Below are 13,212 nucleotides of genomic sequence, written 5' to 3'. Positions count from 1 at the left end.
AACAATGAAGAAAATAGTATTATTATCAATATGTTTATTAGCTTCTTATAGTATAGAAGCTCAATATATAGGACTCAAAGCTGGGTACAACTACGCTACCCTAAAAGGCAACGTGAGTGACAGTGCTAGCTTTAAACCTTATCACGGTTATTTTGCAGGAATTACATTAGAGTTCCCGCTCTCTAATTTGTTCTCTCTACAAGTAGAAGGTATTTACAACCGACGTGGAGCAAATATCACCTCCAATACTTATGGCAAAGCTAAACTGAGTTTAGATTATATCTCTTTACCTGTGATGGCGCGCTTCAATGTAGGAAAAGGTATCAACTTGCACATAGGACCTCAGTTAGAATATCGTATCGACAAACCTAACTTTTACTTTGATGCAGGTACCGACCCTGTAACACGTGTAAAAGACGATGCATTAGACATTATCGATGGAGCAATGACTGTAGGCATTGGTTATATGACCGACTCTGGGTGGTTTTTTGAAGCACGCTGGGTACAAGGGCTCACCAGTATTTTTGAGTCAGATGAAACTAGTCTCACTCGCACAGGTATCAGTCCTGATTACAATTTCAAAAATAGGACACTTTCTGTAGGGGTGGGATATAGGTTTTAAGTAACAAATAAATTAAGTAATAGGTTACAGATGATGAGAAAATTTATAATTATTATAATACTTTTTATAGGATTGTGGGGTTGTGAAAAAGAACGACGTGCACGCAATCCTTACTTGGGTGAGGTGCCTATTAATCTTGATGTTACAGAACTTGATATGCTAAGATATCGACTCCAAAGTATTGGTAATAGTGCTTTTATTTCTCAACAAGGGCTCAGAGGCATTTTTGTTACTTGTTATGGTGAAGGACGTTATTTAGCTTGGGAAGCTGCTTGTCCTAATCACTCTTTAGACGGCTGCTACAGCAGGTTATACAGCGTTAAAACCCCTACTGAAGAAGCTAATTATGAACTCCACGATTATACTTATGTAAGATGCTCTTGTTGCCATACAGTTTACAGTCTAACTACAGGTAATCCTTTTGTTTTAGGAAATATTGCTAAACCTTATCCTCTACTCAACTACAATGTTACTGTATCGGGAACCTCTGGTAAATATTCGTTAAAAATCCGCAATAACTAAATGCTCTCAAAATACTTTGAAAATACAAAGCCCATCACCTTTATCATAGTACTATTAGCACTTTTGATAGGCGATGGGCTATATCAATTTCAGATATTACAACAGCCTTTAGAGGTTGGGGCACATCTTTTATTTTTGTCTATCAACCTTACACTACTTCTATTTTCCTTAATATTACTGCACCAAATAGATAGATGGAATGAACTCACCGAAACTAAAAACAGTTATTCTATCGCCTTCTTCAGTATTTTAATAGTGCTCTTTCCTACTCTTTTTGACAATATAAAATTAGTAGGAGCTAACTTACTGATCATCATAGCTCTGTGGAGAGTACTTACCTTAAAAACTGGAGAGGGGATTCCTCAAAAGTTATTGGATACCTCCCTACTCATTATCTGTGCGAGTTTGCTATATCCTTGGGCATTGGTATTCATACTAAATGTATGGACTTCGCTATTGTTCTATGGGGCTGAGAAGCGCCGTTATTGGTTTATCCCCCTCTTAGCTCTTTTAGTAATTGCTTTATTAGGAGGGGCTATACTTATAATATTACAAATACCTTTTTCTTTTGATAGTTATTACAACTTAGTAACTACCGATATAATGCGATTATTACAACTTTCCTCCTACCCTATTGCCACAACAATTGCTTTAATGAGTTTAGGATTGTTATTTTTAGTATCAATAGTAGTGTATTATTTCAGAAGTACTTATCACAGCATTAGCTCAATAGTGGTAGTACAATTTTTATGGGTAGGTTTGCTTGTAGCATTTTTATCAAAAGAAGTGATTTATATTTTTGCCCCCATAGCCATACTTTTTGCATTGTATATCGAAAAAATACGACTATGGTGGCTAAAGGAAACTGTATTATGGATACTATTATCTCTGCCTGCTACAATACTCTTACTCCATTTTATTACCAAAAGCTAAATCGCCTGCATCACCTAAGCCAGGCACTATATAACCGTGATCGTTGAGGAGTGGGTCGATAGTAGCAATCCACAAGTGAGTGGTTTCAGGAAATTTATCTTCTAAATATTCTATCCCTTGTTGTGCCCCAATTACAGCAAATAAGTGTATTTCTTTAGGAGTTCCTAAAGGCTTCAAAGCGTTGAACACATTGGCAAACGAACGACCTGTAGCCAGCATCGGGTCGGCTAAGAAAAGTATTTTACCATCTAAAGAAGGAGAGGCAAGATATTCTACCATTATATCAAAATCGGTTTCGGAAGTGTGTTTGCGATAAGCCGATATAAAAGCATTATCTGCATTGTCAAAATAGTTCATCAAGCCTTGATGCAATGCCAAACCGGCACGCAAAATAGAGCAAATTACAATCTCATCTTTGGGTAATTGTACTTTTTTTTCACCTAATGGGGTAGTAATTACCTCAGTTTTGTAATGTAGAAATTTACTCATTTCATAACACAATACTTCGCCTATACGTTCTAAATTTTTACGAAAACGCATACGGTCTTTTTGGATATTTACGTCGCGCAACTGGGCGATAAATCGGTTTAATACAGAGGGCTCTTCGCCTAAATGGTGTATAATCATTGGTGTGGTAACTTTAATATTTTCAAGCCACAAAAGTAGTATATAATTTATTAATTTCCAAATTTGCTAATTTGCTATTTTATTTTTTGGCACGCTATTTGGGATAATCACAGCGAAACATTAAACAATAATTAAGCGTATGAAAAAAACAATCACTAAATTAACAGCTTTTATTGCTATAATGCTACTCACCACTACTGCTTATGCCCAAGAGTTTCACTTAGGAGCTAAAGCAGGTGCTAACTTAGGAAAATTGGATGGTGTTGCCTATAGTAAAGGCTTCAAATTGGGATACCAATTGGGCGGCTTTGTAGAATATGACTTCAATGACAAATGGGGGCTACAAGGCGAGATTCTATTTAGCCAAACTAATACAAAGTTCCGTGATAGTTATCAATCAGTGTGGGATGAAAAGTTTGATAAAGAAAAGACTTTGAACTATGTAGGCGTACCTTTACTGTTTAAATACAATCCTAGTGGGTTGATTTCATTGCACGCAGGTCCGCAATTTAGTTTTCTTGCTAATAAAGATGATAGCACTTGGGAAAATGGTAAAAAACTTTTCAAAGATACCGACTTCTCGTTAGTTGCTGGTGCCGAAGTAAATTTAGGTCCGCTCTTTGCTTACGGTCGTTATGTATGGGGCTTTTCTGATATTAGCAATACCCTTAAAGAGAAAGCCACTACCCAACAAATTCAACTGGGTGTAGGCGTACGTTTTTAGACTTACGAATATATTAGTTAATTAGAAGATAGGTTTTAAGGATTAACAAGTATCACCTTAAACCCTATCTTGTTTTTTTAATATAGTAGATATTTTTTTCTTACTTCTTTAAATTTTCCTAACTCTTTTTGCCAGGTTTGGCGTATTTCAGCTTCAGTTTTACCTTCTATAATTTGTTTTTTTAGAGCATCGGTACCTGCTATTCTATTGAAAGAGGATGTGAAGAAAGGCATTTTTACCCCCTTACTTTGTTCAAAAGCTTTTTTAAGCCAAGAAAGATTGAGTTGGTTTAAGCGAGGTGTTTTGCTCAAATCTTCACCATAACACAATTTCCCATTAAACTTTGGATTTTTATCTCCTGCATTAGGGTGGGGTGTAAAACTAAATGTACTTTTCGCAAAATAAGGTGAACCATAAATTTGAAACTGCTGAGAAGTACCACGCCCCATACTCACATTAGTTCCTTCAAAAAAACACAAACTGGGATATAAGTTTATTGACACATCATTAGGCAGATTAGGCGATGGTTTTACTGGCAGGCTATAAGGTGTTTGGTGAGTATAATTTGCTAACGGAATCACCTTTAAATCAGCAATAACACCTTCGTGCAACCACTTTTCACCATTAATCATCTGGGCGTATTCACCAATAGTCATTCCGTAGACCACAGGCACAGGATGCATCCCTATAAAACTTTTAAATTGCGGTTTCAACACAGGACCATCAATATAATGAGCATTAGGATTAGGGCGATCTAACACTATTATAGGAATATGTTGTTCGGCACAAGCCTCCATCACATAGTGTAAAGTAGAAATATAAGTATAGAAACGCACACCTACATCTTGTAAATCGAAGAGTACAAGGTCTACCTCTTTCAGTTGTTCAGGGGTAGGCTTTTTATTTTTACCATAGAGTGAAATGATAGGTAAGCCCGTTTTGGAATCTTTGCCATCTTTTACCACTTCACCCGCATCAGCTTCTCCTCTAAATCCGTGTTCGGGAGCAAAAACCTTACTGATATTTATTTTTTTCTTCAATAGTGTATCTACTAAATGTACATAATTGTCTTTTTCAGTCTTCACAATTCCTGTTTGGTTAGTGACTACAGCTATATTTTTTGCACGCAAATCCTTAATATAAAGATACATTCGGTTTGCGCCTACAACTACTTCTTTTGTCTGTTTTTCAGCTTTTTGCACAGAAGAGTAGTCTTGCGATTGTCCATTATTTTTGCACGAAATGAACGTACATAAGAAAAAAAGTGTAATTTTGGCACTTCTAAAAGGCATTATTGTTTTGAATGTTGAATATTTCATAGCAAAAAGAGTTATTTTCTCAAAAGGGGACAAAGGTACAATTTCTTCTCCAATTATCAAAATGGCAATAGCAGCTATTGCTGTAGGAATGGTGATGATGCTCATCGCTATTGCTACGGGTATTGGTTTGCAACAAAAGATTAGAGAAAAATTAGTAGTTTTCCACGGTCACATACAAATTTTCGATTACGGCAGTAATGCTTCACAAGTTACTACCAAACCTATTAGCATACAACAGGATTTTTACCCTAATTTTTCGGCAGTACCCGAAGTTACTCATATTCAAGCAGTAGCAACCAAAGGCGGAATTATCCGTACCGAGAATACTTACGAATCCATTCTCGCTAAAGGTGTAGGGCAAGATTACAACTGGTCACTTATTCGCGATTTTATTACCGAAGGGCGCACTCCTAATGTATCAAGTGAAGAACTGACCGATGAGATACTGATGTCCACCTATTTAGCTAACAGACTACATCTTAAACTCGGCGACCACTGCCAAGCTATCTTCTTAAAAGACGAAGCTGCTCAAGCTCCTAACCAACGCAATTTTAAAATTGTAGGTTTATACAACAGTGGTTTTCAAGAGTTTGACGCATCGTATATCTTCACTGATATTCGTCATATTCAAAAAATCAACAAATGGAAAGCTGATGAGATAGGCAATTTTGAACTTTTTATCAAAGATTTTGATCGTATTGAGGCAGTAGGCAAACAGGTATACGGCAAAATCGGTACTTTCCTCGATTCACAAACAATTATTCAAAGATTTCCTTTTATTTTTGAGTGGCTCAGTATGTTCGATTTTAATATTTACCTCATCATCGGGATAATGATAGTTGTAGGTGGATTTAATATGATTACAGCTATTCTCGTGCTCATTTTAGAGAAAACCCCAATGATAGGAACTCTGAAAAGTTTAGGAGCTTCTGACCGCAGTATTCGCAAGATTTTTTTATATAATGCTACCTATATCATAGGTTTAGGTTTATTATGGGGTAATATTTTAGGTTTCCTACTATTGTGGTTACAGCAGCATTACAGTATTATCAAGTTAGACCCAGCAACCTATTATGTAAGCGAAGTACCTATTGCTTTCATTCCCTTATGGGTAATATTGCTCAACATAGGGGTCTTGTTGTTGTGCTTACTAATGTTGCTCATCCCTACCTACGTGATTACCAAAATATCACCTACTAAATCGATGAAATTCTCATAGTTCCTAATCCCCAACTCCTAATTTCTAAACTTAATTAATTATAATCTATATGAAACACTTTTTGTTAACTTTAGTACTTTTTTCAGTGACAACTTTAGCAATGGCACAAAGCCCAAACATTTTAGATCCTGCTTATCAAAACAGCCGCCCTAATCCTTGGACTTTTGGAGGAAATATAGGCTTTAGCTATTCTTATGGCTTAGGGGTAGATATATCACCACGTGTGGGGTATAAAATCACCGACGATTTAGAATTAGCCGCTATTGTAAATGGTTCACTACAACACAGTGAGTATTTTCGTAGCCTTTCAGTGTCAGTAGGTCCTGCTTTATCATACTATATAGGAAGGGTAGCCTATATAAGCACTAGCTATCAGCATTATTTCATCTCTCAAAAACACAAAACTACAAATATGAAATATAATACCGAAGAGGACGCTCTTTATATCGGGGGAGGATATATGCAGAACTTAGGAGGCAATGTGTATGTGCAAATAGGCGCAAGCTACAATGTGCTCTATAAAAAAGACAAAAGCATTTTTAGCACTGGTTTTATACCCAATATAGGTGTTGTTATAGGGTTGTAATTGGCTAATTGACAAATTATTCATACCTTTGCACCCTCAATCACTATAAATAATGACAAATACAGGAAAAATTGAACTAATGGCTCCCGCTGGAAACTTCGAGTCACTACAAGCAGCAATAGATAACGGTGTCGACTCAGTATACTTCGGGGTAGACCAACTCAATATGCGTGCAAGAGCAAGCATTAACTTCACCATTGCCGACCTTGACGAAATTGCTCGCCGTTGTGCCCCTAAAGGCATCCGCACCTACCTCACCCTCAACACTATCATCTACGACCACGATCTTTCTATTATCAAAACACTACTTGATGCAGCAAAAAAAGCAGGGCTTACTGCCGTTATCGCTATGGATCAGGCTGTCATCGCCTACGCCCGCCAAATAGGAATGGAAGTGCATATCTCTACCCAAATCAACATCACCAATATCGAAACTGTGCGCTTCTACGCTATGTTTGCCGATACGATGGTGATGAGTCGTGAGCTCAGTTTGCGACAAATAAAAAAAATATGTGAGCAAATAGAAAAAGAGCAAATCAAAGGTCCTTCAGGCAATCTAGTAGAAATAGAAATTTTTGGGCACGGGGCACTCTGTATGGCAGTATCAGGCAAGTGTTATTTGAGTTTGCACTCTCACAATTCTTCAGCTAATAGAGGTGCTTGCAAACAAAATTGCCGTAAAAAATACACCGTAATCGACCAAGAAAGCGGTTTTGAAATAGAACTTGACAACGAATATATGATGTCTCCTAAAGACCTCTGTACTATCGACTTTCTCGACCAAGTAATTGATACTGGCGCAAAAGTATTGAAAATTGAGGGGCGTGGACGCGCCCCAGAATATGTAGCTACTGTAATTCGCACCTATCGTGAAGCTATTGATGCCTATTACGCAGGTACTTATTCTAAAGATAAGTTTGAAGGATGGATAGAGACTCTAAAAACTGTATATAATCGTGGCTTCTGGGGAGGTTATTACTTAGGACAAAAATTGGGTGAATGGAGCGAAAACCCTGGTTCTAACGCTACCCAAAAAAAAGTGTATATCGGGCAAGGCAAGCACTACTTCCCTAAAACGGGTATCGCTGAATTTGCTATTGAAGCCTTTGATATAAAAATAGGCGATAAAATCCTTATCACAGGCCCCTCTACTGGTGTGCAAGAGCTTGAGCTTACCAGTATGATGGTCAATGATGTCCCTGCCGAACGTGCTAAAAAAGGGGATTCGTGTACCATTAAAACTGATTTCAGAGTACGTTTATCAGATAAACTTTATAAAATAGTTAAAAATAATTAACAATGAACACACTACAAGCTATTATAATTGCAATTATTGAAGGACTTACTGAGTATCTTCCTATCTCATCTACAGCACATATGGGCTTTACAGCATCCCTTATGGGTATCCCCGATGACGAATATTTGAAAATGTTTCAGGTATCTATACAATTTGGAGCTATTCTCTCAATTGTAGTACTATATTGGCGTAAGTTCTTCAACTTTACTCAATGGCAATTTTATTTCAAATTAGCTTGTGCTGTAGTTCCTGCTCTTATTCTTGGCAAACTATTCGATGATAAAATAGAAGCTGTTTTGGGTAACCAAAAAGCCATTGCTATTACACTTATCATAGGAGGAATAATCCTATTGTTTGTAGACAACTGGTTTAAAAATCCTAACATTCACGATGAGAAACAAATCAGTGTAAAGAAAGCTGTAACCATTGGCTTTTGGCAATGTTTAGCAATGATGCCAGGCACCTCACGTTCAGCTGCCTCTATCATAGGCGGGATGACCCAAGGACTCACACGTAAAGCTGCTGCGGAGTTCTCCTTCTTTTTAGCCGTCCCTACAATGCTTGCTGTAACTGTATATTCTATTTTCTTGAAGAAATGGGGGGGTGCCGAAGAAAAAGGTTACGAGTTGATAATGAAAACTGATGAAAGTTTTTGGTTGTTTATTATAGGTAATGTAATTGCCTTTGTAGTGGCTATGATAGCAGTGAAGTTCTTTATAAATATCCTCACAAAATTCGGATTTAAAGTATGGGGTATTTATCGCATTGTTATTGGAGTTGCATTGCTAATCTATTTTTCTATAAAATAACTACTGATACACCTAAAATGAAAATATTATTTCTGACAATAGCTTTTGTTTGTCTGCTCATTCACTCTATAAAAGCTCAAACAGATAGTTTATCAGTAATGGATGAGCAAGGAATCGTAGCCGACACTCTGGGCAGTGATGCCGAGAAACCACAACTCAAACAAGTAATTTTACCTGCTTCTCTCATTACCTTAGGAGTAATCTCTAATGCTACCTACATAAACCGCTACGTACAGCGCCACGTTTATAATTATTCTGGTGGACATAAGTTGCGTATTGATGACTATATGCAATACGCCCCCATTGCAAGTGTTTTTGCCTTTAGCAACTTAGGCGTAAAAGCTAAACACAGCGTAAAAGAACGATTGATTATAGGGGCTACTGCCTATGCTATAATGGGAGCTTTGGTAAACGGAGTAAAATATACTGCCAAAATACAACGCCCTGATAGTAGTGCTTTCAACTCCTTTCCTTCAGGACATACAGCTACTGCCTTTATGGGTGTGGAAATCCTATGGCAAGAGTACAAAGATGAAAATGTGTGGGTAGGTATCAGTGGTTATGCCATTGCTACTACCGTGGCAACCCTTCGTTTGTACAACAACCGCCACTGGATAGGTGATGTATTAGGAGGAGCTGGAATAGGTATTCTTAGTGCAAAAACTGCGTATTGGCTTTTGCCTTATACTTCAAAACTACTTACACGCAAGGAAAAATCATCAGCACAAATGGCAATCTACCCTGTATATTCTAACGAAATAAAAGGCGTAGGACTCACTTTATTTCGCTAAAAAACAGCTTCTAATGGCAATTATTACCACTATATTAAATAAAGTACCACGCCCTTGGCTCATCAAATTGAGCTATTGGGTACGTCCCTTTTTATCATTATATTTACGAGGTAAAAAATATGAAGACCCCATTGACGGGAAGACTTTTAGAAAATTCTTACCCTATGGCTATGGTAAAGCTCGTCCCAATGTACTCTCCCCTTCTACCCTATCATTAGAACGCCATAGGTTGTTATGGCTTTATCTTACCCGCGAAACAGACTTCTTTACCAAACCCTTAAAAGTACTACACGTGGCTCCCGAGCAAGCCTTCTACAAGCGATTTAAAAAGCAAGCTAACCTCGATTACCTCACAACCGACCTTTATTCGCCTTTAGCCGATGTAAAAGCTGATTTGTGCGCTTTACCCTTTGAGAATGAAAGTTTTGATGTAGTATTTTGCAATCACGTGTTAGAACACATCCCCGATGATACCCAAGCAATGCGAGAACTATATCGTGTAATGAAAAAAGGCGGTTGGGGCATTTTTCAAGTACCACAAGACTATAACCGAGCAGTTACTTTTGAAGACAACAGTATCACCGACCCCGAAGAGCGTACACGTATCTTTGGTCAGTACGACCACGTGAGAATATACGGAATGGATTATTTTAACAAACTCCGTGGCATAGGTTTTGAGGTAGAAGAAATACACTATGCTTCTAAATTATCCACTGAAGAAATTGAACGCTACCGCATTGTAGCAAATGAAATCATTCCTCTGTGTAAAAAGAGGTAATAGAGAGAAAAATAACAACACTTAACTTTCTTGTTGCTAAAGAGTTGTTAAAAATGTTAAGGAAAATATAAAAAATAATTGCAAAAATACTTGCAGATTTAAAAAATAGCTGTATCTTTGCCCTGCATTTATAAAAAAAATGAAATATTTATTATTAAGTATCCCCCTACTTTTTGTAGGTTGCCAAACTGAAAAATTACACTTTATAGAAGGGGAAGCACAAGGTTCTACTTATCATATTAAATATATAAGTAGTAGTAATGAAAACTTACAGCCCGCTATTGATTCTATTTTACAGGTGATAGACCAATCTATGTCTACCTACAAGCCAGATTCTGATATTTCTAAAGTCAACAACGGAGATACCACTGTGGTAGTAGACGAGCACTTTAGAAAAGTTTTTGAAGCTTCTAAACAAATATGGCAAGAAAGTGAAGGTTTGTTCGACCCTACTGTAGGAGTATTAGTAAATGCTTGGGGATTTGGCAAACAAAAAATAGCCGATAAAGATCTCCCTACCGATGAAAAGATAACAGAACTTAAAAAGTATGTAGGCTTTAATAAAGTACAACTTACTGATAATAATCATATCAAAAAGGAGTACCCTGAAATATTGTTTGATTTCAATGCCATCGCCCAAGGCTATACCTCCGATGTAGTTGCCGATTTTCTCAATTCTAAAGGTATTAAAAACTATATTGTAGAAATAGCTGGTGAAATGTTCTTAAAAGGAAAGAATACTATAGAAAATAAAGCGTGGACAATAGGTGTTGAAAATCCTATCAAACCCTTAGATGAAAAAGAATTAATCACCACTATACAGTTTGAAAATCAAGGATTAGCAACTTCAGGTAATTATCGCAAAGTATGGATGGATAGCAACGGACGCAAATATGTACACTCCATCAACCCCATTACAGGGCGTGCTACCCAAAGTGATGTACTCAGTGCCACTGTAGTAGCTCCTTCTACAATGTATGCTGATGGTTATGCCACAATGTTTATGGTAATGGGAATGGAAAAAAGCAAAGCTTTCTTAGCAAAACACCCTGATCTAGCTGTACTTTTAGTATATAGCAACGAAAAGAATCAAGAACTTACTTTTAAAACCCAACCTTTTGAAAAATTAGAAGAGAAACAATAAAATTTAATAGACTAAAATATCAATTTTTAAATATATGCAAATATGAACAGAAAAATTTTAACATTATGCTTGGGGGCTTTGCTCTTATTTTCTTGTGATAACACAAAGAAAACCCCAAAACTTTATGAAGTAGAAGGGAAAGGCGGTAGTGTAGCTTATCGCGTGAAATACATCTCTACCGATAGTACTGACTTGAAGCACAGTATCGATTCTCTTGTGAAAGTAGTAGATCTCTCTATTTCTTCTTACAATCCAGAATCTATTGTATCAAAAATCAATCAAGGGATTGAAACTACTAAAGTAAACGATCACTTTAAGAATGCTTTTGCCACTGCACAAAAAGTATGGAAAGAAAGTGGAGGATTTTATGATCCAACTATAGGAGTTCTTGTGAAGGCTTGGGGATTTGGTAAAGAACTCATTCAACCGGTCTCTAAACTACCTACCGAACGACAAATCGATAGCTTGAAAAGATATGTAGGTTTTGAAAAAGTACATATCAGCGACGACGATTATGTGAAAAAACAAAATCCTGCTATCCAGTTAGACTTAACTTCTCTCCTAAGAGGTTATACCGCTGATGTAATTTCAAACTTTTTAAAATCTAAAGGTATTGAGAATTTCTATGTGAAAGTAGATAGTGAAGGTATTGTGCTTGGTAGGGATATTGTGAACAATACTCCTTGGAAAGTAGAAGCTGAAGATCCTTACGAACTAAATAATAATTACCAAGAAGTAATTCTAAACCTTAATAATGAATCAATTTCTACTGATGAGAACTATCGAAGAGTATGGATTGACGGAAATGGTAAACGCTTTGTACACATTATCAATCCTTTCACTGGTTACCCAATGACAGGAGAAATGCTCAGTGCCACTGTAATTGCTAAAACAGCTGTAGAATCAGATGCTTACTCTACTATGTTTATGATTATAGGTCTTGAAAAAAGCAAAGAGTTCTTAGCTAAACACCCTGAGCTTAAAGCTCTATTAGTATATAGTGATCACAACAATGAGGTTAAAACTTATAAAACTCAAAATATAGAACCTCTTATTGTAGCTGTAGCACAAAATTAATTGAAAGTAAAATAGAAATGAAGGGGACTGCTTGACAACTCAAACAGTCCCCTTCTAAATTGCTAATTATTAATTGATATGATTGGAATTATTGGCGCAATGGAGCTTGAAATCAACACCTTAAAAGCTTCCATTGAAAATTGTAAAGAAACAAAAATAGGGCGCTTTGTATTTTATGGGGGAAAACTCTGCGGTAAAGAGGTAGTGATTTTACTATCAGGGATAGGAAAAGTAAGTGCCGCAGTAGGTACTACCTTGCTTATAGAGCATTACCACCCTTCACTTATCATCAATACGGGAACCGCTGGAGGATTGGACAATACTTCTGTACACGATTTAATCTTAGCTACCGAAGTACGCCACCACGATGTAGATGTAACAGCTTTCGGTTACGAAATAGGACAACAAGCGCAAATGCCTCCTGCTTTCAAAGCTGATGCCCGGTGGAATGAAAAACTAAGAACTGTAGCCTCTGCCCATCAGTACATTTTACATTACGGACAAGTAGTAAGTGGTGATTCATTTATCTCAGACCCTAAACGTTTTGATGAAATTTCACTTAACTTTCCTAAAGCTAAAGCTGTAGAGATGGAAGCTGCTGCCATTGCACAAACTTGTTATATGCTAAATATCCCTTTTGTGATGTTACGCGCTATATCTGATAAGGCAGGCGAGGGCAACGCTATTTCCTATAACGAGTTTGTAGAGGAAGCCGGACGTATTTCAGCTTCTATAGTTGAAGCATTCTTATCAAGCTACTAACA

At 37.0% G+C, this 13,212-nt stretch carries 15 protein-coding genes; 13 read left to right on the top strand and 2 right to left on the bottom strand.

Annotated features, from left to right (window positions below; translation table 11 throughout):
* The first annotated feature begins 4 nt into the window (after positions 1-4).
* The 3 genes from I7X29_RS00735 to I7X29_RS00725 are packed head-to-tail and all read left to right on the top strand — an operon-like array spanning position 5 to position 2,077.
* Complete coding sequence (locus tag I7X29_RS00735) at positions 5-622, top strand: porin family protein (protein ID WP_009414014.1); 618 nt, start codon at positions 5-7, stop codon at positions 620-622.
* Positions 623-655: 33 nt separating this feature from the next.
* On the top strand, positions 656-1,144 hold the full coding sequence (locus tag I7X29_RS00730; RefSeq protein ID WP_225883633.1) for a hypothetical protein: 489 nt from the start codon (positions 656-658) through the stop codon (positions 1,142-1,144).
* Complete coding sequence (locus I7X29_RS00725) at positions 1,145-2,077, top strand: hypothetical protein (protein ID WP_198472462.1); 933 nt, start codon at positions 1,145-1,147, stop codon at positions 2,075-2,077.
* Here the strand turns inward: I7X29_RS00725 and upp are convergent.
* Positions 2,051-2,704, bottom strand: a complete 654-nt coding sequence (gene upp, locus I7X29_RS00720) for a uracil phosphoribosyltransferase (RefSeq protein ID WP_009414011.1) — start codon at positions 2,702-2,704, stop codon at positions 2,051-2,053. The two genes, I7X29_RS00725 and upp, sit on opposite strands and share 27 nt — an antisense overlap.
* Positions 2,705-2,843: 139 nt before the next feature.
* Here upp and I7X29_RS00715 point away from each other — a divergent pair, with 139 nt between their 5' ends.
* The gene (locus I7X29_RS00715) at positions 2,844-3,428 is read left to right on the top strand and encodes a porin family protein (RefSeq protein ID WP_088594532.1); all 585 of its coding nucleotides are present in this window, start codon (positions 2,844-2,846) and stop codon (positions 3,426-3,428) included.
* Between the two features lie 77 nt (positions 3,429-3,505).
* Here I7X29_RS00715 and I7X29_RS00710 read toward each other — a convergent pair whose 3' ends face one another.
* The gene (locus tag I7X29_RS00710; RefSeq protein ID WP_394368684.1) at positions 3,506-4,747 is read right to left on the bottom strand and encodes an exo-beta-N-acetylmuramidase NamZ family protein; all 1,242 of its coding nucleotides are present in this window, start codon (positions 4,745-4,747) and stop codon (positions 3,506-3,508) included.
* Positions 4,748-4,808: 61 nt separating this feature from the next.
* Here I7X29_RS00710 and I7X29_RS00705 point away from each other — a divergent pair, with 61 nt between their 5' ends.
* The 9 genes from I7X29_RS00705 to I7X29_RS00665 all read left to right on the top strand — a co-directional run bounded on the left by I7X29_RS00705 (position 4,809) and on the right by I7X29_RS00665 (position 13,210).
* Complete coding sequence (locus tag I7X29_RS00705; RefSeq protein ID WP_198472461.1) at positions 4,809-5,966, top strand: ABC transporter permease; 1,158 nt, start codon at positions 4,809-4,811, stop codon at positions 5,964-5,966.
* A gap of 49 nt (positions 5,967-6,015) precedes the next feature.
* Complete coding sequence (locus I7X29_RS00700; RefSeq protein ID WP_198472460.1) at positions 6,016-6,552, top strand: hypothetical protein; 537 nt, start codon at positions 6,016-6,018, stop codon at positions 6,550-6,552.
* A gap of 52 nt (positions 6,553-6,604) precedes the next feature.
* Positions 6,605-7,849, top strand: a complete 1,245-nt coding sequence (locus tag I7X29_RS00695) for a peptidase U32 family protein (RefSeq protein ID WP_198472459.1) — start codon at positions 6,605-6,607, stop codon at positions 7,847-7,849.
* 2 nt (positions 7,850-7,851) lie between these two features.
* Entirely contained in the window at positions 7,852-8,658 is an 807-nt protein-coding gene (locus tag I7X29_RS00690; RefSeq protein ID WP_198472458.1) for an undecaprenyl-diphosphate phosphatase, read from the top strand.
* A 17-nt stretch (positions 8,659-8,675) separates the two neighbouring features.
* Complete coding sequence (locus I7X29_RS00685; protein ID WP_198472457.1) at positions 8,676-9,449, top strand: phosphatase PAP2 family protein; 774 nt, start codon at positions 8,676-8,678, stop codon at positions 9,447-9,449.
* Positions 9,450-9,462: 13 nt separating this feature from the next.
* Positions 9,463-10,227 carry a class I SAM-dependent methyltransferase gene (locus I7X29_RS00680; RefSeq protein ID WP_198472456.1) on the top strand — a complete coding sequence of 255 codons (765 nt, stop codon included), beginning with the start codon at positions 9,463-9,465 and terminating at the stop codon, positions 10,225-10,227.
* Positions 10,228-10,366: 139 nt separating this feature from the next.
* Positions 10,367-11,371 (top strand): FAD:protein FMN transferase, encoded by a 1,005-nt coding sequence (locus I7X29_RS00675; protein WP_198472455.1) that lies wholly within the window; start codon positions 10,367-10,369, stop codon positions 11,369-11,371.
* Positions 11,372-11,413: 42 nt separating this feature from the next.
* Positions 11,414-12,448 (top strand): FAD:protein FMN transferase, encoded by a 1,035-nt coding sequence (locus I7X29_RS00670; RefSeq protein WP_198472454.1) that lies wholly within the window; start codon positions 11,414-11,416, stop codon positions 12,446-12,448.
* Positions 12,449-12,526: 78 nt separating this feature from the next.
* The gene (locus tag I7X29_RS00665; protein ID WP_198472453.1) at positions 12,527-13,210 is read left to right on the top strand and encodes a 5'-methylthioadenosine/adenosylhomocysteine nucleosidase; all 684 of its coding nucleotides are present in this window, start codon (positions 12,527-12,529) and stop codon (positions 13,208-13,210) included.
* Positions 13,211-13,212 lie beyond the last annotated feature (2 nt).

The sequence above is a fragment of the Capnocytophaga periodontitidis genome (assembly GCF_016126015.1).
GTDB classification, from domain to species: Bacteria; Bacteroidota; Bacteroidia; order Flavobacteriales; family Flavobacteriaceae; genus Capnocytophaga; species Capnocytophaga periodontitidis.
The sequence above is the reverse complement of the archived record's forward strand: the minus strand, read 5'-3'. Positions and strand labels throughout refer to the sequence as shown.

Bases quoted from the DNA above. Each gene is read 5' to 3' on its own strand.
- I7X29_RS00690 (WP_198472458.1), top strand. From the start codon at position 7,852: ATGAACACACTACAAGCTATTATAATTGCAATTATTGAAGGACTTACT.
- I7X29_RS00705 (WP_198472461.1), top strand. From the start codon at position 4,809: ATGGCAATAGCAGCTATTGCTGTAGGAATGGTGATGATGCTCATCGCT.
- I7X29_RS00735 (WP_009414014.1), top strand. From the start codon at position 5: ATGAAGAAAATAGTATTATTATCAATATGTTTATTAGCTTCTTATAGT.
- I7X29_RS00670 (WP_198472454.1), top strand. From the start codon at position 11,414: ATGAACAGAAAAATTTTAACATTATGCTTGGGGGCTTTGCTCTTATTT.
- I7X29_RS00680 (WP_198472456.1), top strand. From the start codon at position 9,463: ATGGCAATTATTACCACTATATTAAATAAAGTACCACGCCCTTGGCTC.
- I7X29_RS00665 (WP_198472453.1), top strand. From the start codon at position 12,527: ATGATTGGAATTATTGGCGCAATGGAGCTTGAAATCAACACCTTAAAA.
- I7X29_RS00700 (WP_198472460.1), top strand. From the start codon at position 6,016: ATGAAACACTTTTTGTTAACTTTAGTACTTTTTTCAGTGACAACTTTA.
- I7X29_RS00685 (WP_198472457.1), top strand. From the start codon at position 8,676: ATGAAAATATTATTTCTGACAATAGCTTTTGTTTGTCTGCTCATTCAC.
- I7X29_RS00675 (WP_198472455.1), top strand. From the start codon at position 10,367: ATGAAATATTTATTATTAAGTATCCCCCTACTTTTTGTAGGTTGCCAA.
- I7X29_RS00715 (WP_088594532.1), top strand. From the start codon at position 2,844: ATGAAAAAAACAATCACTAAATTAACAGCTTTTATTGCTATAATGCTA.
- I7X29_RS00695 (WP_198472459.1), top strand. From the start codon at position 6,605: ATGACAAATACAGGAAAAATTGAACTAATGGCTCCCGCTGGAAACTTC.
- upp (WP_009414011.1), bottom strand. From the start codon at position 2,704: ATGATTATACACCATTTAGGCGAAGAGCCCTCTGTATTAAACCGATTT.
- I7X29_RS00730 (WP_225883633.1), top strand. From the start codon at position 656: ATGAGAAAATTTATAATTATTATAATACTTTTTATAGGATTGTGGGGT.
- I7X29_RS00710 (WP_394368684.1), bottom strand. From the start codon at position 4,747: ATGAAATATTCAACATTCAAAACAATAATGCCTTTTAGAAGTGCCAAA.
- I7X29_RS00725 (WP_198472462.1), top strand. From the start codon at position 1,145: ATGCTCTCAAAATACTTTGAAAATACAAAGCCCATCACCTTTATCATA.